At 73.1% G+C, this 19,999-nt stretch carries 19 protein-coding genes; 13 read left to right on the top strand and 6 right to left on the bottom strand.

Translation table 11 applies throughout. The annotated features are described in order from the left end of the window. Positions 1-4: 4 nt before the first annotated feature. The gene (locus tag ACIPK4_RS13030) at positions 5-1,045 is read right to left on the bottom strand and encodes an NAD(P)-dependent alcohol dehydrogenase (RefSeq protein WP_402311917.1); all 1,041 of its coding nucleotides are present in this window, start codon (positions 1,043-1,045) and stop codon (positions 5-7) included. Between the two features lie 150 nt (positions 1,046-1,195). Between ACIPK4_RS13030 and ACIPK4_RS13025 the strand changes: the two genes are divergently transcribed. After that, entirely contained in the window at positions 1,196-2,044 is an 849-nt protein-coding gene (locus ACIPK4_RS13025; RefSeq protein WP_402311914.1) for a helix-turn-helix transcriptional regulator, read from the top strand. Between the two features lie 44 nt (positions 2,045-2,088). Here ACIPK4_RS13025 and ACIPK4_RS13020 read toward each other — a convergent pair whose 3' ends face one another. Together ACIPK4_RS13020 and ACIPK4_RS13015 are read right to left on the bottom strand one after the other, a co-directional pair. Then, positions 2,089-3,891 (bottom strand): glycoside hydrolase family 15 protein, encoded by a 1,803-nt coding sequence (locus ACIPK4_RS13020; RefSeq protein WP_402311911.1) that lies wholly within the window; start codon positions 3,889-3,891, stop codon positions 2,089-2,091. Positions 3,892-3,957: 66 nt separating this feature from the next. Beyond that, entirely contained in the window at positions 3,958-4,512 is a 555-nt protein-coding gene (locus ACIPK4_RS13015; RefSeq protein ID WP_402311909.1) for a DoxX family protein, read from the bottom strand. Positions 4,513-4,634: 122 nt separating this feature from the next. On the opposite strand from ACIPK4_RS13015, the gene ACIPK4_RS13010 reads away from it, so the two are divergent. The 3 genes from ACIPK4_RS13010 (at position 4,635) to ACIPK4_RS13000 (ending at position 6,927) form a co-directional block, all read left to right on the top strand. Beyond that, on the top strand, positions 4,635-5,108 hold the full coding sequence (locus ACIPK4_RS13010) for a MarR family winged helix-turn-helix transcriptional regulator (RefSeq protein WP_376196035.1): 474 nt from the start codon (positions 4,635-4,637) through the stop codon (positions 5,106-5,108). Positions 5,109-5,163: 55 nt separating this feature from the next. Next, positions 5,164-5,490 carry a YkvA family protein gene (locus ACIPK4_RS13005; RefSeq protein ID WP_402311906.1) on the top strand — a complete coding sequence of 109 codons (327 nt, stop codon included), beginning with the start codon at positions 5,164-5,166 and terminating at the stop codon, positions 5,488-5,490. A gap of 129 nt (positions 5,491-5,619) precedes the next feature. Beyond that, the gene (locus ACIPK4_RS13000) at positions 5,620-6,927 is read left to right on the top strand and encodes an SUKH-4 family immunity protein (RefSeq protein WP_402311903.1); all 1,308 of its coding nucleotides are present in this window, start codon (positions 5,620-5,622) and stop codon (positions 6,925-6,927) included. Between the two features lie 24 nt (positions 6,928-6,951). Here the strand turns inward: ACIPK4_RS13000 and ACIPK4_RS12995 are convergent, their stop codons facing one another. Continuing rightward, positions 6,952-7,608 carry an alpha-ketoglutarate-dependent dioxygenase AlkB gene (locus ACIPK4_RS12995; RefSeq protein WP_402311901.1) on the bottom strand — a complete coding sequence of 219 codons (657 nt, stop codon included), beginning with the start codon at positions 7,606-7,608 and terminating at the stop codon, positions 6,952-6,954. Positions 7,609-7,946: 338 nt separating this feature from the next. Between ACIPK4_RS12995 and ACIPK4_RS12990 the strand changes: the two genes are divergently transcribed. The 5 genes from ACIPK4_RS12990 (at position 7,947) to ACIPK4_RS12970 (ending at position 13,937) form a co-directional block, all read left to right on the top strand. Continuing rightward, on the top strand, positions 7,947-9,908 hold the full coding sequence (locus tag ACIPK4_RS12990) for an amino acid transporter (protein WP_402311898.1): 1,962 nt from the start codon (positions 7,947-7,949) through the stop codon (positions 9,906-9,908). 65 nt (positions 9,909-9,973) lie between these two features. After that, positions 9,974-11,803, top strand: coding sequence for a glycoside hydrolase family 15 protein (locus tag ACIPK4_RS12985; protein ID WP_402311895.1), 1,830 nt, complete (start codon positions 9,974-9,976; stop codon positions 11,801-11,803). A 76-nt stretch (positions 11,804-11,879) separates the two neighbouring features. Continuing rightward, positions 11,880-12,884 carry a dihydroxyacetone kinase subunit DhaK gene (dhaK, locus tag ACIPK4_RS12980; RefSeq protein WP_402311893.1) on the top strand — a complete coding sequence of 335 codons (1,005 nt, stop codon included), beginning with the start codon at positions 11,880-11,882 and terminating at the stop codon, positions 12,882-12,884. 40 nt (positions 12,885-12,924) lie between these two features. After that, entirely contained in the window at positions 12,925-13,536 is a 612-nt protein-coding gene (dhaL, locus tag ACIPK4_RS12975; RefSeq protein WP_402311891.1) for a dihydroxyacetone kinase subunit DhaL, read from the top strand. A gap of 8 nt (positions 13,537-13,544) precedes the next feature. Further along, on the top strand, positions 13,545-13,937 hold the full coding sequence (locus ACIPK4_RS12970) for a PTS-dependent dihydroxyacetone kinase phosphotransferase subunit DhaM (protein ID WP_402312936.1): 393 nt from the start codon (positions 13,545-13,547) through the stop codon (positions 13,935-13,937). Between the two features lie 206 nt (positions 13,938-14,143). Here the strand turns inward: ACIPK4_RS12970 and ACIPK4_RS12965 are convergent, their stop codons facing one another. Beyond that, on the bottom strand, positions 14,144-14,527 hold the full coding sequence (locus ACIPK4_RS12965; protein WP_402311889.1) for an RNA-binding S4 domain-containing protein: 384 nt from the start codon (positions 14,525-14,527) through the stop codon (positions 14,144-14,146). A 134-nt stretch (positions 14,528-14,661) separates the two neighbouring features. Between ACIPK4_RS12965 and ACIPK4_RS12960 the strand changes: the two genes are divergently transcribed. From ACIPK4_RS12960 to ACIPK4_RS12945, 4 genes are all read left to right on the top strand, one after another. Further along, on the top strand, positions 14,662-15,057 hold the full coding sequence (locus ACIPK4_RS12960; RefSeq protein ID WP_266669753.1) for a helix-turn-helix transcriptional regulator: 396 nt from the start codon (positions 14,662-14,664) through the stop codon (positions 15,055-15,057). A 112-nt stretch (positions 15,058-15,169) separates the two neighbouring features. Further along, a complete protein-coding gene (gene modA / locus ACIPK4_RS12955; protein WP_402311886.1) occupies positions 15,170-15,991 on the top strand; it encodes a molybdate ABC transporter substrate-binding protein in 822 nt (273 codons plus the stop codon). Positions 15,992-16,135: 144 nt separating this feature from the next. Next, positions 16,136-18,142, top strand: a complete 2,007-nt coding sequence (locus tag ACIPK4_RS12950) for an ABC transporter permease (RefSeq protein ID WP_402311883.1) — start codon at positions 16,136-16,138, stop codon at positions 18,140-18,142. Positions 18,143-18,257: 115 nt separating this feature from the next. Then, on the top strand, positions 18,258-18,746 hold the full coding sequence (locus ACIPK4_RS12945) for a GNAT family N-acetyltransferase (protein WP_402311882.1): 489 nt from the start codon (positions 18,258-18,260) through the stop codon (positions 18,744-18,746). A gap of 223 nt (positions 18,747-18,969) precedes the next feature. On the opposite strand, the gene ACIPK4_RS12940 is transcribed toward ACIPK4_RS12945, so the two are convergent. Then, entirely contained in the window at positions 18,970-19,953 is a 984-nt protein-coding gene (locus tag ACIPK4_RS12940; RefSeq protein ID WP_402311879.1) for a GNAT family N-acetyltransferase, read from the bottom strand. Positions 19,954-19,999 lie beyond the last annotated feature (46 nt).

Below are 19,999 nucleotides of genomic sequence, written 5' to 3'. Positions count from 1 at the left end.
GGGGTCAGTTCTCCTCGGCCCCGTCGATGCTGATGACGACCTTCCCGAAGGGTGCGTCCGCCGCGTACGCGCGGTAGGCCGTGCGCGCCTCCTCGAAGGGGTGGACGCGGTCGATGACCGGGCGCACCCGGTGGGCGGCCACCGCACGGTTCATGTCCTCGAACCGGGTGCGGCTGCCGACGAAGACCCGGCGGATCGTGGCCAGGCTCGACGCGTACGCCGCGTTCGAGATCTCGATGCCCGCCTTGCCGGCGCCGGCGGTGGTCAGTAGGGCGATCTGCCCGTACAGGGCGGAGGCCCGGACCGACTGCTCCACGGTCTCGGGGCCGCCCGTCTCGACGACGAGGTCGGCGCCCAGGCCGCCGGTGAGCTCCCGCACGGCCCGGCCCCAGTCGGGGGTGCGCCGGTAGTCGACGACCTCGTCGGCGCCGAGCGTCCTGAGGCGGTCCGCCCTGGCCCCGCTGGAGGTGGTCGACACCACGCGGCAGCCGAGGAGCTTGGCGAACTGCAGGGCGAACAGGGCGACCGGACCGGTTCCGAGGGTCAGTACGGTCTGGCCGGGCAGCAGCGGTTCACCGCCGGTCAGGGCGCTCCAGGCGGTGACCCCGGCGCAGGGCAGGGTGGCCGCTTCCTCCCAGGTCAGGTGGTCGGGGACGCGCACCGCCCACTGCTCGTCGAGCACGGCGTACTCGGTGAGCATCCCGTCCAGGGTGCAGCCGGGCTGGTCGAAGGCGTCAGGGGTGATCCGGCCGGTGCGCCAGCGCGGGAAGTACGCGCAGGACACGCGGTCGCCGACCGCGAACCGGGTGACGGCCTCCCCGACGGCCACGACCTCGCCCGCACCGTCGCTGAGCGGTATGACGCCGGGTACGGCGGGCAGCGGGTAGCTCCGGTCGAGGATGAGCAGGTCCCGCTTGTTGAGGGAGGCGGCCCGGACGGCGACCACGACGGCGGTGGGGCCGGCCGGCTCCGGCGGGGGTCCGCCGGAGCCGCGCGGCACGATCCCCTCGATGCCGCCGAACGCTTCCAGGTGGTACGAGCGCATTGCATCCTCCGCCCTTTCGGTCTTGCTCCGGTGCTGCTTCGGTCCTGCGGTACGGCTGCCGCCGGTGCCCAGGTTCCGGGGCGGCGCAGACGCCCGGCAATTCCCTGCGGGGAATGGCCGGGGCCGACCGGAGGGGGCTAGAAAGGGGGCATGGCCACCACTGCCGCCACCCCCGCCCCCGCCGCCCCCGCGCCGACCCCGTTCGCCCGGGAGGTCCGCCGACGGCGGGCGCTGCGCCGGATGAGCCAGCTGGAACTGGCCACCCTGGCCGGGACCACCCAGCGCCACCTCAGTTTCATCGAGAGCGGCCGCTCCACGCCGGGGCGGGCGATGGTGGTGCGGCTCTGCGAGTCCCTCGGGCTGACGTTGCGGGAGCGCAACTCGATGCTGCTGAGCGCCGGTTACGCCCCGGCGTACGCGGAGTCACCGCCGGATTCCGCCGCCGTCGGGCCGGCGATGGAGGCCCTGCGGTCGATCCTGACCGGGCACCTCCCGTACCCGGCGGTGGTCGCCGGCCAGCGCGGCGAACTCGTCCTGGCGAACGCCGCGTTCGGGGTCCTGACCGAGGGCGTGGCCGAGCGTCTCCTCGCGCCGCCCGTGAACGTGCTGCGGATCGCACTGCACCCCGAGGGGATGGCGCCGCGGGTAGCGAACCTCGCGGCGTGGGGGCGGCACGTCACGGAGAGCCTGCGGGCCCGGGCCACCGCCCACCCCGATCCCGAACTCGACGCCCTGGTCGCGGAGTTGACCGGCTACCTGCCTCCGGCGCCGCCGCCCGGCCCGGACCACCTCGGCTTCGCGGTGCCGCTGCGGCTGCGGACGGCCGCGGGCGAGCTCCGGCTGCTGACGACGCTGACCTCGTTCGCCACGGCCGTGGACGTCACGCTGGCCGAAATGCACCTGGAGGCCTTCCTCCCGGCCGACGCCACGACGGCGGACCTCCTGCGCCGACGCGCGGCCGCCCGCCCCGCTGATCGCCGCCCCGGTCGCCCCGCCTGATCCCCGCCCCGCCCAACCGTCGCCCCGCATGACCTCCCTGCGGGTCAGGCCGGGGGCGGGGAGGCGGTCCGGCCCAGGGTGATGGCCGTGTTCACCAGCCCGACGTGGCTGAACGCCTGTGGGAAATTCCCGAGTTGGCGGTCCGACACCGGGTCGTACTCCTCGGCGAGCAGTCCCACGTCGTTGCGTACGGCGAGCAGCCGCTCGAACAGTTCGCGCGCCTCCTTCTCCCGCCCGGTCATGTGCAACGCGTCGGCCAGCCAGAACGAACAGGCGAGGAAGGCCCCTTCGTCGCCGGGGAGCCCGTCGATCGACGGGCCCTCGGTGCTGTAGCGGCGGACCAGGCCGTTGCTGCCGAGTTCCGCGCGGACCGCCTCGACCGTGCCGATCACGCGCGGGTCGTCGGGCGGCAGGAACCCCACGCGGGGGATGAGCAGGGTGGCGGCGTCGAGCTCCCGGGAGCCGTAGTACTGCGTGAAGGTGCCCCGCGCGGGGTCGAAGCCGTTCTCCAGCACGTCCTGGTGCACCTCGTCCCGCATGTTCCGCCACCGGTGCACGTCGCCGGGCAGCGAGGAGTCGCTCTCCAGGGTGCGCACGGCCCGATCGGCGGCGACCCAGGCCATCACCTTGGAGTGCACGAAGTGCCGGCGCGGCCCGCGCACCTCCCACAGGCCCTCGTCGGGCCGGCGCCAGTTGCGCTCCAGGAAGTCGAGGAGCGCGAGCTGGATCCGCCAGGCGTGCCGTTCCGTGGGCAGCCCGTTCGCCCGGGCCAGGTGGAGGGAGTCGATGACCTCCCCGTACACGTCGAGCTGGAGCTGGTCCACGGCCGCGTTGCCGACGCGGACCGGGGCGGATTCGGCGTAGCCGCGCAGCCACGGCAGGTCGGTTTCGGGAATCCGCCGCTCGCCGCCGAGGCCGTACATGATCTGCAGGTCTGCGGGGTCGCCGGCGACCGCGCGCAGCAGCCAGGCCCGCCAGGCGCGGGCCTCGTCCTGGAATCCGGTCTCCAGGAGGGAGCCGAGGGTCAGGGTGGAGTCGCGCAGCCAGCAGTAGCGGTAGTCCCAGTTGCGGACGCCGCCGGGTTCCTCGGGGAGGGAGGTCGTCGCGGCGGCGGCGATTCCGCCGGTCGGGGCGTAGGTGAGGGCCTTGAGGGTGATCAGGGAGCGGGTGACCGCCTCCCGGTAGGGGCCGTCGTAGGTGCACTGGGCGGTCCAGTCGCGCCAGTCGGCGAGGTTCTGTTCGAGCGCCTGGTACGGGTCGACGGTCGCGGGGCGCGGCTGGTGCGAGGGGTGCCAGGTGAGGACGAAGGCGACCCGGTCGCCGGGGCCGACGGTGAACTCCGAGCGGGTGCTGTTGGCCTCGCCCCAGGTGGGCACGGCCGGTTCGCTCCGCAGCCAGGCGGAGTCGGGCCCGGCGACGGCGACGCGCTCGCCGTCGGAGCGCCGGACCCAGGGGACGACGTGGCCGTAGTCGAACCGCAGGCGCAGGACGCTGCGCACGACGGCCTCGCCCGACAGGCCCTCGACGATGCGCATGACGTCGGGGGCGTCGTCGCGCTGCGGCATGAAGTCGATGACCTTGAACGAGGCTCCGTCCGGGGTGTCCCAGTAGGACTCCAGGACCAGTGAGCCGTCGATGTAGGCGCGGCGTGTGCACCGGACGCCGGGGGCGGCACCGGCCGGGGCGATGCTCCAGTGGCCGTTCTCCTCGTCGCCGAGGAGCGCCGCGAAGCAGGCGGGTGAGTCGAAGCGCGGCAGGCACAGCCAGTCGATGGACCCGTCGCGGCCGACGAGCCCGCTGGTCATGAGGTCGCCGATGACTGCGTAGTCTTCGATGGGTTGTGTCATTTGAGCGCTGTTCCCCCGAATGCCCGGGGCCAATCGGCGCAAGCCCCGGGCACCCCCTCCCGCACGTCAGCTGCGCACGAGGAGCAGCGCGCTCGCGATGACCACGCCGAGGGCGACGGCGAGGGCGCCGTGGGCGAGGCGGTGGCTGCGCAGTACGGGCAGGAAGCGGTCGGCGGCGTACCGGCCGGGGCCGGTGAGGGCCACCGCGGCGGCGGTGACGGTCAGGAGCAGCTCGTACTCGATGCCCTTGGGGGCGAAGAACGACCCGGCGCCGTGGACGGCGATCGCGTTGATCATGGTGCCGACGACGGCGGCTCCGGCCAGCGGTGTGAGCAGCCCGAGGGCGAGGCCGAGTCCGCCGAGGGTCTCGGTCAGACCGGCGACGACGGCCATGGCGTCGCCCGCGGGGTAGCCGCTGGCGGTGAAGAACTGCCCGGTGCCGTCGATGCCGCCGCCGCCGAACCAGCCGAAGAGCTTCTGGGTGCCGTGGCCGGCCATGGTGAGCCCGAGGACGACGCGCAGCAGGAGCAGGCCGGCGTCCTGGGCGGAGGTGGAGGGGGCGGGCGGGACGGCCGGTGCGGCGGCCTGCTGCTTCGTCGCGGTGACGGAGGGGCTGGTCATGGGGGATTCCTTCCGGTCGGGCGGTCCGGGCGGGGACGGGCACAGGAGTTGTTCAAATTCGAACCGCCAGGCCCGACCTTAACCATTGATTCAAATTGGAACAACCCGTGTAAGCTGGGGGTATGGCTGAAACGAGATGGCTGGACGAGCGCGAGATGCGCGCCTGGAGCGGCTTCCTGGCCGCCTCCGCCCTGGTGAACCGGCGCCTGGACCAGCAGCTCAAGGACGACTCCGGCCTCTCGCACCCGCAGTACGAGATCCTCGTGCGGCTCGCCGCGGCACCGGACCGCGAGCTGCGGATGACGGAACTGGCCAATGGCCTGATCAATTCGAAGAGCGGGCTGACCTACCAGGTCACCCAGCTCGAGAAGGCGGGCCTGGTCCGCCGCCGCAGCTGCCCCTCCGACGTGCGCGGGATCTTCGCCGTCCTCACGGACGCCGGCCGCGCCCGCCTGGAGGAGGCCGCTCCCGGCCATGTCGCGACGGTCCGGGAGGCCCTGATCGACGTCCTGACCCCCGAGCAGCTCGATACCCTGGCGGACGGGCTGGGCGAGGTCAGCCGCCGGCTGCGCGAACACGGCGGGCAGGGCGGATAGGGAAGGCCGGCCCGCGGACGACGGATGACCGGGCCGAACGGGGTATAGGGGTGGCATGGACGCAACGGTCTGGCTGACGATCGCCGCGGTCGTCGCCCTCGGGCTGGCGATCACGGCCGGCGTGCTGCTCGTACGGGTCTTCGCCGCGCGGCGGCTGCTGCTCGACGCGGGGATCCCGCTGCGCGACAAGGCGCTCTTCTGGGTCGCGGTGATCTACACGGTCTCGCCCGTGGACCTGATCCCGGATCCGGTGTACCTCGATGACATCGGCGTGCTGCTGCTCGCGCTGCGCTCCCTGCACGCGGCGGCCGCCGCCGTGCGGCCCGCCGCGGCCGGGGTGGCCGCCGAGCCCGCCGTGGCGAAGAAGGCGGGCACGGCGTAGCGGGCCGCACGGCGGGGCAGTCCCGGCGGCCGGACCCGCCGCCGGGTCCGGACCCGCACCGGAAGCCGCCCGCGGCCCCGACGCCCCCTGGACCGGGGACCGTCGGCGGCGGCTGACACCATGTCCGCCATGCCTCTTGAAGATCGTGACGCCTGGTCCCCCTCCCCCACCGCCCTGCTGGAGGCCGGAGCCGCCCGGGTGCGGGAATGGTCCGGCCCGCAGGCCGGTGGCGGGGTCGGCCGCGAGGTCTTCGCCCAGGCCGGGGCCGTGTTCGGCCATGCGGACGTCTCGCGGGCGGAATACGCCTCGTGGCTGCACTTCGCCGCGAAGGTGCTGGGGCACGACGCGTACGCCGAGCGGGTCGCCGCGGCCGAGCCCGGCATGCCGTGGCGCACCGTCTGGGCGTGGTGGCGGCCGGTCGGGGCGTTCCGGGCCGAGCCGAACCTCAGCGGGGACGCCTGCGCCGAAGTCTTCGACGGGCCGGGCGGCCCGGCCGGGCCGGACCGGCCGGCGGGCCGGAGCCTGCTGAAGGTCTGGTCGCTGTGGACCGAGGAGCGCTGGTTCGACCTGGCCACCGGCGAGCCGTGCCCGGCATCCGACGCCGGCGGGTTCACCCCGCGCACGGAGGAGCCGGAGGAGGACGAGCCGTTCCTCTTCGACCCGGACGAGGACGCCTGGGCCCTGCACTGCCCCGGCACCTGGGAGGACCCCGTGCCGCTGGGGGCGGGCCGCTTCCTGCTCACCGAGGCGCGCGGGATCGTGGTGGTGGAGCGGAACGCGGCCGTGGCGGCGTCCGGTTGGCCGTCCGGTGGCGCCGACTGCGCCTCGTGGGAGGAGGGTGCGGGCGAGCCCTGGTTCGCGGGCCCGGAGCCCGGCGAGGCGCCGCTGGACGCGGCCCGCCTGGAGGCGGTGTTCGGCGCGGACGGGACCGTGCGGGTACCGGAGGCGCTGCTGCCCGCGGAGCTGACCCACGGCCCGACCCGGGAGCTGATCGGCACGGTGGGCCTGCCGCGGCACTGGGCGGCGGGCGCGACCTCCTTCCGGCTCGCCTGGACCGAGGACGGGCCGCGCGCACCGCGTTCCGCGGACGCCGAGCCGGACTTCGGCGGACTGCTGCACCTGGGGACGTTCGCCGACGAGGGCGAGGTGCTCGTCCACCCGGAGACGGGCGCCGTGTCACTGGTCCACGAGGGCGAGGGGCCGTTCCCCTTCGCCCGGGACACCGAGACGTTCGTACGGCTCCTGGAGGCCGTACGACGTTTCATGGGGGCGTGCTGGGACCCGTACCCGGGAGAGGACGGCCGCGGCTCCTTCCGCTCCGAGGTGGCGCGGCTGGAGCCGGGGGTCCTGGAGTCCGACGGCGCGCAGGAGCCGCGCGCCGCCGTCTGGGAGCACATCTTCGCGTCCGTCACCGAACTGAGCGTCTACGGCTTCTGACGCGCGGCGGGCTCCGGCCCGGCGTCAGCCGACTCCGCGGGGGCGGTACTGGATGCTGATGCGCGGGCCGACGGCGCGCGTGGACTTGGGCACGGCGTGCTCCATGGTCCGCTGGCAGGAGCCGCCCATCACGACGAGGTCGCCGTGTCCCAGGGGCAGGCGCAGCAGGGTCGGACCGCCGTCGCGGGGGCGCAGGACGAGGTCGCGCGGGTCGCCGACCGAGAGGATCGCGACCATGGTGTCCTCGGTGGCGGACCGGCCGATGCGGTCGCCGTGCCAGGCGACGCTGTCGCGGCCGTCGCGGTAGAGGCAGAGGCCGGCGGTGGTGAAGGGTTCCCCCAGCTCGGCGGCGTAGTGCCGGGTCAGGGTGGAGCGGGCCTCGGTGAGCACCGGGTGCGGCAGGGGCTCGCCCTCCCCGTAGAAGGCGAGCAGGCGGGGCACGTCGACCTCCCGCTCGTACATCTGGCGGCGCTCGGCCCGCCACGGCACGTCCGCGGCCAGCCGTTCGAACAGCGCGTCGGCTCCGGCCAGCCAGCCGGGCAGGTGGTCGACCCAGGCGCCGGAGCCGAGCCGCGTGCGGTGCAGCCCCGAGAGCGGGCCGAGGCGGATCTCGTCGCCCTGGTCGAAGAGGGAGCCCTGGAGGCCGGGGATCGTACTCACCCACCCATCATAACGCGCCATTCGAACATCCGATCGATAAAGTCGCCGACCTGGGGTTTCTCCGGCTGGGCGGCCCGTCAAGGTATCGCTAGGAACGCGTTAAGGAGCCGTCAAGACCGGCCGGGCCCACCGACGCGCCGCACCCTCGGCGGTGGGCCGCCCACCGACGCGTCTGTGCAGGTGGGGGGCGGGTCGGAGGCGGAGGGAGCGGCTCCGGCCAACCGGAGCAACCTCCCGTGCGCAGCCGTCTGCGGCCCGTCAGGATGAGCTCGCGCGCGTGCACGAATGACCGAGTTCCGTACGCTTGCCCAGCCGTCGCACCGATGGCCGGATCCAAGCCGTACGAAGGAGCACCCCCGATGGCCACCCCCGCCCAGCCGAGCCGCCTGAGGGCATGGCTCCTGGAAGGCCTGACCGACCAGACGAAACACCGGTCGGGACATCGGCCGGAAGGGTCGGACCAGGACGGGACACCCGAAGCCGACCACGGCCGGCCGTGGTGGCGGGTGATGTGCCTGACCGGCCTCGACTACTTCTCCACCCTCGGCTACCAGCCGGGCATCGCGGCGCTCGCGGCCGGGCTGCTGTCGCCGCTGGCCACCATCGTGCTGGTGATCCTCACCCTCTTCGGGGCGCTGCCGGTCTACCGGCGGGTGGCGGAGGAGAGCCCGCACGGCGAGGGGTCGATCGCGATGCTGGAGCGGCTGCTGTCGTTCTGGAAGGGCAAACTGTTCGTCCTGACCCTGCTGGGCTTCGCGGCCACCGACTTCCTGATCACGATCACCCTGTCGGCGGCCGACGCGACCGCGCACATGGTCGAGAACCCGCACCTGACCAGCACCCTCAACGGTCATCAGGTACTGATCACGCTGATCCTCATCGCCCTGCTCGGCGGCGTGTTCCTCAAGGGCTTCAGCGAGGCCATCGGCGTGGCCGTGGTCCTGGTCTTCTCCTACCTCGCGCTGAACGTCGTCGTCATCGCGGTCGGCCTGGTGCAGGTCGCCAGCGAGCCCCACGTCATCACCGACTGGAAGCAGGCGCTGATCACCGAACACGGCAACGTGTTCATGATGATCGCCATCGCCCTCGTCGTCTTCCCCAAGCTGGCGCTGGGCCTGTCCGGGTTCGAGACCGGCGTCGCGGTCATGCCGCACGTCGAGGGCTCCCCCGACGACACGGAGGAGAAGCCCGCGGGCCGGATCCGGGGCACGAAGAAGCTGCTGACCACCGCCGCCGTGATCATGAGCGTCTTCCTGATCACCAGCAGCTTCGTCACCACCCTCCTGATCCCCGCCGACGCCTTCCAGCCCGGCGGCGAGGCCAACGGCCGCGCCCTGGCGTACCTGGCCCACGAGTACCTGGGTTCCGCCTTCGGCACGGTCTACGACGTCTCCACGATCCTGATCCTGTGGTTCGCGGGCTCCTCCGCCATGGCCGGCCTGCTCAACCTGATGCCGCGCTACCTGCCCCGCTACGGCATGGCCCCCCACTGGGCCCGCGCCCTGCGCCCCATGGTCATCGTGTTCACCCTGATCGCCTTCCTGGTCACCTGGCTCTTCGACGCCGACGTCGACGCCCAGGGCGGCGCCTACGCCACCGGTGTCCTGGTCCTGATCACCTCCGCGGCCGTCGCCGTGACCATCGCCGCCCGCCGCGCCCACGAACGCGGATGGACCATCGGCTTCGGCGTCATCTCCGCCGTCTTCGTCTACACCACCGCCGTCAACGTCGCCGAACGCCCCGACGGCGTGAAGATCGGCGCCTGCTTCATCGCCGGCATCATGGCCCTGTCCCTCCTGTCCCGCCTCGCCCGCGTCTTCGAACTGCGCGTCACGCACATCGAATTCGACGACATGGCGCAGCGGTTCATCCGCGACACCGCCAACCGCACCATCCGGTTCATCGCGAACGAGCCCGACAACCGCGACGCCGAGGAATACCGGCTCAAGAAGCAGCAGATCCGCGCGGACAACGACATCCCCGCCGAGGACGACGTCATGTTCGTCGAGGTCACCGTTCTGGACGCATCCGAATTCGAATCCGGCATGCGCGTGCGCGGCGAGGTCCTCCACGGCCGCTACCGCGTCCTGAGCCTGGAGAGCTCCAGCATCCCCAACGCGCTGGCCGCCCTCCTCCTCCACATCCGCGACGAGACCGGGCAGCGGCCCCACATCTACTTCGAGTGGACCGAGGGCAACCCGATGGCCAACTTCCTGCGCTTCTTCCTCTTCGGACAGGGCGAGGTCGCCCCCGTCACCCGCGAGGTCATCCGCGAGGCCGAACCCGACCGCAACCGCCGCCCCCACGTCCACGCTGGCTGACACCGGGCGCGGATCCGGCTCCGTACGTACCGTGGGAGGGCAGTCACTCGCCCCTGGGAGCCGCCATGGACGTCTATCCCCCGATCGCAGAGCACGGGCTGATCGGCGACCTCCAGACGGCCGCACTGGTCTCCAGTGCCGGAACCGTCGACTGGTGGTGCACGCCGCGGTTCGACTCCCCCAGCGTCTTCGGCGCACTGCTGGACCGGGCGGGCGGAGGCCACTGCCACCTGGCGGTCGATCGCGACCGGATCCGCGACGTCACCGTCAAGCAGCTGTACCTGGCAGACACGGCCACGCTGGTGACCCGGTTCATGACCCCGGACGGCGTGGGCGAAGTCGGGGACTACATGATCCCCGACGACTCCCGCGAGGCCACCGACCGGCACCAACTGCACAGGACGGTCCGAGTGGTGCGCGGCAGCCTCCCGTTCGTCCTGGAGGTCCGGCCCCGGTTCGACTACGGCCGGGCCCCGCGCACGCTGAAGCTCCTCGACGACCGGTCGGCGCTGATGCAGGGCCCGGGAACGGACCTGTTCGTCCAGACGAGCGCGCCGATCACCCTCGTCGCGGAAGGACAGGACGCGGTCGCGCGCTTCACCCTCACGGCGGGCGAGGCCGCCGCCGTCGTCCTGACCGCCGACGCCACCGGCAGCCCGCGCCCCGATCCGCTCAGCCGCGAACGGGCCCTCGTGGAGTTCGACCGGTGCCGCGCCTACTGGCACGCCTGGCTGCGCACCTCCACCTACCGGGGCCGCTGGCAGCAGATGGTCAACCGGTCCGCCATCACGCTCAAGCTGCTCACGTACGCACCGACGGGCGCGCCGATCGCCGCCGCGACCATGGGACTGCCCGAGCAGATCGGCGGCGAACGCAACTGGGACTACCGCTACACGTGGATCCGCGACGCGTCCCTGTCGATGCGCGCCCTGGTCAAACTCGGCTTCACCGAGGAGGCCAACGCCTTCCGCCACTGGATCCGCGACCGCTTCGAGGCCGGCACCCCCACGGCGTCCGGCCACCCCCTGCAGATCATGTACCGCGTCGACGGCGACCCCCACCTCACCGAGGAGGTCCTCGGCCACTGGGAGGGCTACCGCGGGTCCGCTCCCGTCCGCGCCGGGAACGCGGCCGCCGACCAAGTGCAGCTCGACATCTACGGCGAGGCCGCCTACGCGTTCGGCGAGGAGAACGACATGGGGGCGCTACGCGGCTGGAAGGCGTTCACCGCCCTCATCGACTGGTTCTGCGACCACTGGGACGCGCCGGACGAGGGGATCTGGGAGACCCGGGGCGGCCGCCAGGACTTCACCTACAGCCGTCTGATGTCGTGGGTCGCCTTCGACCGGGCCATCCGCATCACCCAGGCCCACTCCCGGCCCGCGGACATCGCCCGGTGGACGGCGGCACGCGACGCGGTCTTCCTACAGATCGTGGAGCGCGGCTGGAGCACCGAACGGCAGGCCTTCGTGCAGAACTACGCGTCGGACGTCCTCGATGCGTCACTGCTACTCATGCCGAAGGTGGGTTTCGTCTCGCCCACCGATCCCTCCTGGCTGTCCACGCTCGACGCGATGGACCGCGACCTCGTCAGTGACAGCCTCGTCTACCGCTACGACCCCGCGGCCTCGCCGGACGGGCTGCGCGGTTGCGAGGGAACGTTCAACCTGTGCAGCTTCCTGTACGTCGAGGCGCTCGCCCGGGCCGGCCGGACCGTCCAGGCACGCTATGCGTTCGACAAGATGCTGACCTACGCCAACCACGTCGGGCTGTTCGCCGAGGAGATCGGGGCGTCCGGCGAGCAGCTGGGCAACTTCCCGCAGGCGTTCACGCACCTGGCGCTCATCGACGCCGCGCTGGCGCTCGACGAGGAACTGGACCGGCGGCCGGCATGAGCGCGCCGTCCGGCGGGGTAGGGGGAGCGCGGGCGCTGCACGCCCGCCACCCGTCGGCCCGACCAGGAGAGACCCCATGCGGATGCTGATCAACAGTCCGGAGATCGTCGTCGCCGATGCGCTGCGCGGGATGGCGGCCGCGCATCCCGAACTGGACGTCGACGTCGAGCGGCGGGTCGTCGTACGGCGCGACGCGCGCCAGGGGGGCCGGGTCGGGCTGGTGTCCGGGGGCGGGTCGGGGCACGAGCCGCTGCACGGCGGGTTCGTGGGGTACGGGATGCTGTCGGCGGCGTGCCCCGGGGAGGTGTTCACCTCGCCGGTGCCCGATCAGGTGGTGCGGGCGGCGGCGGCCGTGGACTCCGGGCAGGGCGTGCTGTTCGTCGTCAAGAACTACACCGGGGACGTGCTGAACTTCGAGATGGCCGCCGAACTCGCCGAGGAGGACGGGCTGCGGGTCGAGCGCGTACTCGTCGACGACGACGTCGCCGTCACCGACAGCCTGTACACGGCGGGACGGCGCGGCACCGGGGCGACGCTGTTCGTCGAGAAGATCGCCGGTGCGGCCGCCGAGGAGGGGGCCCCGCTGGAGCGGGTCGCGGAGCTCGCCCGGCGGGTCAACGCGTCCTCGCGCAGCTTCGGGGTGGCGCTCAGCGCGTGCACGACCCCGGCGAAGGGCAGTCCGACGTTCGATCTTCCCGACGGCGAGCTCGAACTGGGCATCGGCATCCACGGCGAGCCGGGGCGCGAGCGGCGCCCCGTGATGCCGGCGCGGGAGATCGCGGAGATCGCGGTCGGCGCCGTACTGGAGGAACTGGCGGACCTCGCTCCGGCGGACGGGCCGGTGCTGGCGCTGGTCAACGGCATGGGGGCGACGCCGCTGCTGGAGCTGTACGGGTTCCACGCGGAGGTGGCGCGGGTGCTGGCCGAGCGCGGGGTGCCGGTGGCGCGCGCGCTCGTCGGGAACTACGTCACCTCCCTGGACATGGCGGGGTGTTCGGTGACGCTGTGCCGGGCGGACGAGGAGCTGCTGCGGCTGTGGGACGCGCCCGTTCAGACGGCGGCCCTGCGCTGGGGCCGGTGAGACGAGGGTGACGGTACAAGGACGAGGCAAGGAGACGCACGTGAGGGACGGAGACTTCTTCCGGCGCTGGATGACGGTCGCCACGGCCGCGGTGGAGCGGGAGGCGCCACGGCTGACCGAGCTGGACTCCCCCATCGGGGACGCAGACCACGGCAGCAATCTGCTGCGCGGGTTCACGGCAGTGCGCGCCGCCCTGGAGGCCGAACCCGCCACCGGCCCGGGCGCGGTGCTGGTCCTGGCGGGACGGACGCTGATCTCGACGGTCGGCGGGGCGTCGGGCCCGCTGTACGGGACGCTGCTGCGGCGCACCGGCAAGGAACTCGGGGAGGCCGCCGAGGTCTCCGACGAGGAGCTGCGCAAGGCCCTGTACGCGGGGGTCGGCGCGGTGGCGCAGCTCGGCGGGGCGGCGCCGGGCGACAAGACGATGCTGGACGCGCTGGTGCCGGGGGTGGCGGAACTGGGCACGTCGTACCGGGCGGCGGCGCAGGCGGCGGAGCGGGGTGCGCTGGCGACGGTGCCGATGCTGGCCCGCAAGGGGCGGGCCAGCTACCTCGGTGAGCGGAGCATCGGGCACCAGGATCCGGGGGCGACGTCGGCGGCCCTGCTGCTGGCGGCGCTCGCGGATGCGGCGGATGCGGGGGGTGCCGCGTGAGCGGGCCGATGGTGGGGATCGTGCTGGTGTCGCACAGCGCGGCGGTCGCCCAGTCCGTGGCCGACCTGGCGCGGGGCCTGGCGGCCGGCGGCCCGGTCGTCCCGGTCGCGGCGGCGGGCGGCACCGCGGACGACGCCCTGGGCACGAGCGCGGAGCGCATCGCGGCGGCCGCCCGCGAGGTGGACCGGGGGTCGGGGGTGGCGCTGCTGGCGGACCTGGGCAGCTCGGTGCTGACCGTGAAGGCGCTGCTGGTGGAGGACGAACTCCCTCCGGGGTCCCGGCTGCTGGACGCCCCGTTCCTGGAGGGCGCGGTGGCCGCGGTGGTGGCGGCCTCGGCGGGCGCGCCCCTGGAGGCGGTGGCCGCGGCAGCCGAGGAGGCCTACGCGTACCGCAAGACCTGACCCGCCGCTGCTCCGGCCGGCGGCAGCCGGCTCAGGGACGGTCAGCGGTTCGGGAGCGGTCAGCGGTTCGGGGCCGGGGGCGGCGGCTCAGCAGCGGCCAGCCGCGCCCGGCCGCTCCGCAGCGCTCAGCGGTCCGGCCGGGGGCGAAGCCCCGGCCGGTTCGGCGGCGGTCAGCGGTTCGGCCGGGGCCGACGGCGCAGGAGCGGTCAGCGGCCGCGGAGGGATTCGATTTCGCGGCGGTCGCGCTTCGTCGGGCGCCCCGTGCCGCGGTCGCGGACGCCGACCACCTCGGCCTCGATGCGCGTCGGCGGGGGCGGGCTGTTGTCGACGAAGCACTCCGCGGCCACCGGCGCGCCCACCCGCTTCGTCACGGGCTGCTTGACCACGACGATGCGCTCGCGCCCCGCGTGGAAAAGCCGTACCTCGTCCCCCGCCCGCACCGTCTGCGCCGGCTTCGCGCGCTCTCCGTTGACCTTCACATGGCCCGCCCGGCAGGCGGTCGCCGCGACCGAGCGGGTCTTCGTCAGGCGGACCGACCAGATCCAGGCGTCGACCCGGGCGGTTCCCGTTCCCGTTGCTTCATCAGCCATGCCAGCACTTTAGCGAGCCGCCCCCGCAAAACCGGAACGCATTTTGGCAGATCAGCCAAGACGCATTGCATCTGCCATATACATCATCCGAAACGAATTGCAAATGCGGGACACGTGCCCCTACCGTGTCGCACATGCAGTCCTACACCATCGGACAGGCGGCGCGCCTGCTGGGCGTGAGCCCGGACACCGCCCGCCGCTGGGCCGACGCCGGCCGGGTCGCGACCCATCGCGACGACGCCGGCCGGCGACTGATCGACGGCCGCGACCTGGCCGCATTCTCCGTGGAGGTGGGACAGGGCGCCCACGCCGAGGACGACGAGCCCTACACCTCGGCCCGCAACGCGTTCCCCGGCATCGTCACCGCGGTCAAGCTCGGAGACGTCGCCGCCCAGGTCGAGATCCAGGCAGGTCCCCACCGCCTGGTCTCCCTCCTCACGCGTGAGGCCGTCGAGGAGCTCGGACTGGAGGTCGGCATGCAGGCCACCGCCCGCGTGAAGTCCACCAGCGTGCACATCGACCGCACCTGACCGTCCAGCACCAGCGCACGTCCCCACCCGCTCCGCCCGTCACCGGCGCGGGTCACCACCGCGCGGAACCGGCACCCGGCCGGCCGCCGACCCGACCGAGGAGCACCAGCCCATGTCCCCGATCCCGAACCGCCGCGGCGCCGTCTTCGCGGCGCTCACCGCCGCCCTCCTCGTGCCCGCGCTGTCCGCCTGCGGCAGCAGCGACGACAAGGCCTCCGGCACCGGGGCCTCCGCCTCGGCCCCCGCCTCCGCCGAGGCCACGGCCAAGGCCGCCAACCTGACCGTTCTGGCGGCGTCCTCGCTCACCGACGTCTTCAAGACCGCGGGCGCCGCGTACGAGAAGGCGCACCCCGGCACGAAGGTCACCTTCTCCTTCGCCGGCTCCCAGGAACTGGCCGCCCAGGTGAAGCAGGGCGCCCCCGCCGACGCGCTGGTCACCGCCGACACCAAGACGATGGACGGCCTCAAGGCCGAGACCGGCGCCCCCTCGATCATCGCCAGGAACCGCCTGGTCATCGCGACCGGCAAGGGAAATCCCTTCAAGGTCGACGAGCTGAAGGACCTCGCCGACAGCAAGATCAAGGTCGTTCTCGCCGCGCCCGAGGTCCCGGTCGGCCGTTACAGCAAGCAGATCCTCGACGCGCAGAAGATCGAGGTGAAGCCGGTCTCCCAGGAGCCCAACGTGCGCGCCGTGCTGAGCAAGGTCGAGCTCGGCGAGGCCGACGCCGGCCTCGTCTACAAGACCGACTCCGCCAAGTCCGGGGACAAGGTCGTCAACGTGGACATCCCGGACGACCAGAACGCCGTCGCCTCCTACCCGGCCGCGACCCTCACGTCCTCCAAGAACGCCGAGGCCGCCGCCGCGTTCGTGGCCTGGCTGAGCGGTCCCGAGGCGCAGAAGATCCTCCAGGACGCGGGCTTCCAGAAGGCGTGACCGGCCGCACGGCCGGAGAGACCGAACGACGAAAGGGGGGACTGCCCGGTCCGGGGGGGGCGGGCAGTCCCTTCGGCGTACCGCCCGCCGGTCCCCCGTGTCCACGTATCCCCGCATCCACCCACGCTCCCGCCAGGAACCCATATGAGCAGACCCCGCACCCGCACCCGGCCCCCCGCCGCCCTGGCGCTCCCCGCGCTGCTCGCCGTCGCGTTCCTGCTGCTGCCCTTGGTCGGCATCCTCAGCCGCACCCAGTGGAGCCGGCTCGGCGCGCATCTCACCAGTCCGGGTGTGGTCGAGGCGCTGCGCCTGTCGCTCGTCGTGTCGCTGTGGGCCCTGGGGCTCTCGCTGCTCCTCGGCGTACCGCTGGCCTGGCTGCTGGCCCGGGTCCCGTTCAGGGGGAAGGCGTTCGTCCGCTCGCTGGTGCTGCTACCGATGGTGCTGCCGCCGACGGTCGGCGGTGTGGCCCTGCTGCTGGGCTTCGGCCGGCGCGGACTGCTCGGGCCCTGGCTGGAGGGCACGTTCGGGGTCACGCTGCCCTTCCACACGTCGGGCGCCGTCGTGGCGGCCACCTTCGTCGCCATGCCGTTCCTCGTCATCAGCCTGGAGGGTGCGCTCGGCGGCCTCAAGCAGAGCTACGAGGAGACCGCCGCCTCCCTCGGGGCCTCGCCGGTGCGGGTGTTCTTCACCGTGACACTGCCCATGGTGGCGCCCGGGCTGGTCGCCGGCGCGGCGCTGACCTGGGCCCGCGCGCTGGGCGAATTCGGCGCGACCATCACCTTCGCGGGAAACCTGCCCGGGACGACCCAGACCCTGCCCCTCCAGGTCTACCTCCTGCTGCAGGACGCGCCGGAGGCCGCGACCTCCGTCTCCCTGCTGCTGCTCGTGACCGCCATGGCCGTACTGATCGCCCTGCGCGGCCGCTGGACCGGCACCCCGGTCACGGCCGGGCCCGCCGGGGCACCGCAGAAGCCGCAGGAGGCCGAGGCGGTAGTGGCGCCCGCCGGCCTGCACGCCGGCCTGCCCGCCGACGTGGCCGAACCCGCCGCCGCGCACGCCCCCGGCCCGGACCCCGACCGGACCCTCGACCCGCCCGCCGCCCCCCACGACGGCGGCCCTTGGCCCCTGCACGCCGAGGTCACCGGCTTCAACGAGCTCACCCTCGACGCCGATCCCGGCACCACCATCGCCGTCGTCGGCGAGAACGGCGCCGGGAAGACCACCCTGCTGCGCGCCCTCCTCGGCCTCACCCCGCGCGCCCACGCCGACCTCCGGCTCGGCGACACCGACGTCACGGCGCTGCCCCCGCACCGGCGCCAGGTCGCCTGGGTCCCGCAGGACGGCGCCCTCTTCCCGCACCTGACCGCCCTGGCCAACACCGCGTACGGGCTGCGCGCCCGCCGCGTGCCACGCGCCGAGGCCCGCCGCGAGGCGCAGCTGTGGCTGGACCGGCTCGGCGTCGGCCATCTCGCCGCCCGCAAGCCCGCCCAGCTCTCCGGCGGCCAGGCCCAGCGCGTCGCCCTGGCCCGCGCGCTGGCCGCCCGGCCCCGCCTGCTGCTCCTCGACGAGCCCCTCGCCGCGCTCGACCAGACCACCCGGGCCCGGGTCCGCCACACCCTGCGCACCCATCTGGCCGGCTTCGGCGGGGTCTGCCTCATCGTCACGCACGACCCCGTCGAGGCGGTCTCCCTCGCCGACCGGGTCCTGGTCCTCGCCGACGGGCGCACCCTCCAGGAGGCCCCGCCCTCGGAGGTCACCCGCCATCCCCGCTCCCCGTGGGTCGCACGGATGCTGGGCCGCAACGCCTGGCCCGGCACCGCGTCGGCCGACGGCCTCGCACTGGCGGGCGGCGGACGGCTGGTGGTGGCGGAGGCGCTGCCCGAGGGCTGCCGGGCACTGGCGATCATCGGCCCGGAGGCGGTGTCGGTGCACCGCGAGCGCCCGGCCGGCAGTCCCCGCAACGTCTGGCAGGGCTCCGTACGGGAGATCACCGCGGTCGGGAGCCGGCTGCGCGTGCTGGTGGCCTCGGGCGAGGCCCCCGACCTGGTCGCGGAGATCACCCCGGAGGCCGCGGCCGAACTGGGCCTGGCCGACGGCTCGAAGGTATGGACGAGCGTGAAGGCCACCGAGGTCACACTCGTCCGGCTCTAAGGGCCGTCCCGCAAAACCGTATCCGGGCGTTCCGACAACGCAGCGAGGTGCCGTTTGCCGGCGTCGCGTGCCCGCCGGGGATCACGGGACAGCCCTCAGAGGGCATCCTGAGGCGATGACCGAGATCAGGCTGCACCTATCGGTGCGCGGCCTCACCGACGCGGACCTGCCTGCCTGCACCTGGGCCGGCTCACCCAAGCACGTGCGCGAGCTCGTCCACCAGATCCGCCGCGCCGAGGCGGGCGAGATCGACTACCTGGCAGTCTGCACGCCGGTCGGGCTCCCGGTGGCGGTCGGCGGCATCGACTACACGGTCAAGCCCGGCGTCGGCACGCTCTGGCAACTCGGCGTCCACCCGGCCCTGCAGTCCTGCGGGATCGGCACGCTGCTGATCCGCTCCGCCGAGCAGCGGATCGGCGCCCGCGGCCTGCCCCGCGCCGAACTCGGCGTCGAGGAGAGCAACCCGCGCGCCCGCGGCCTCTACGAGCGTCTGGGCTACCGGGCCTTCGGCCGCGAGCTCGACTCCTGGGACGTGGAGGCCGAGGAAGGCTCGCTCCAGCGGTACGAGACGATGTGCACTCTGATGCGCAAGGAACTGGCGTGACACTGGATTTCAAGGCGTTCGTAGCCGACGCGACGGCCGACCCGGCCGTCGTCGGCCTCGTCCTCAAGGGCTCCCGGGCCCATGACGGCATGACCACCCGTCACCTACGCCAACGCGCTCTACCGCTCGGTGAAGAACCACCGCGACGGCAACCCGCTCGCCGGCCACCTCGACGCGGCCGCCAGCGTCGGATTCCTGCTCGACCTGCTCGGGGCACGGTCGGTCAAGCGAGCGGCTTGCGGTAACGAACGTACTCGTTCTGTCTGCGGAACCCCACGCTCTCGTAAAGATCGTAGGATCGGTGCGGATTTGCCGTGCCCGTGTACAGCCTGGCCGTCGTTGCACCCTGTTCGCGAAGGCTTCGCAGCCCTTCCAGCAGCAGGATCCGGCCGAGTCCGCGGCGTCGCTGGTCCGTTCGGACGCTCAGCTCTTCCACCTCGCCCATGGTGGGGTCGTGGCTGCGGATGGAGCAGAGGGCCACGCCGAGCATGTCCTGCCCGTTCCACGCAGCCCTCCAGCATGCCGGGTCGGCGGTGTCGACAAAGTCCTGGAAGGACCATTTCTGAGTGAAACCGGTGTGCGCATACGAATCGACGACCGTCCTCCAGGCCGCACGGTAGTGGCTGGTCCCGATCGGCCCGGTCCGTATCCCGTCCGGGAGTTCGCTGCCCGGCTCGGGCAACTGCCGCAGATCGCTCAGCTCCAGCTCGACGAGACTGAAGACACGTCGGTAGCCGGCTGCGAGCAGAAGCGCCGTGGCGTCCTGCTCGGAGACCATGGCATTCGCACCGATCACTGCCGTCCGCGCCGTGCCGTGGTCTTCGACGAGTTGGCGGATCCGCTCTTCGGCCCAGCTCAGCATGGCTGACCCGATGCCCTGGCCGCGATGCTCGGGCAAGAGGTGACCGCGGTGCAGGTAAAGCCACGTATCGTCCCGCTCCTGCCACCAGCGGATCGCCGAGTAGCCGACGACGCTCCCGTCGCGTACCACCAGGACCTGGTTCCTGGACGGCTCGTCCAGCTTGGCAGAGGCCTCGGCGATCTCGGCCGCGGTCGGGAGCCCTTCCACAACCGAACGGGCGTCGACCCGGTCCCGTTCGACACATCCCCGCCGCACCGCGGCCATGGGGCCGTGGTCCTCGTCGCCCCGATACGGCCGGAACCCGAAGCCGGCTGGGAGGTCCTGTCCTGGCGTGTCATCCGACATGATCGGATGATCTCGAACCCCGTCGCTCCGCGCCACCAGCCCACCT

This window comes from Streptomyces sp. NPDC086989 (assembly GCF_044745505.1).
In the GTDB taxonomy this organism is placed as follows: domain Bacteria; phylum Actinomycetota; class Actinomycetes; order Streptomycetales; family Streptomycetaceae; genus Streptomyces.
This window is presented reverse-complemented; position numbering and strand designations above follow the sequence as displayed.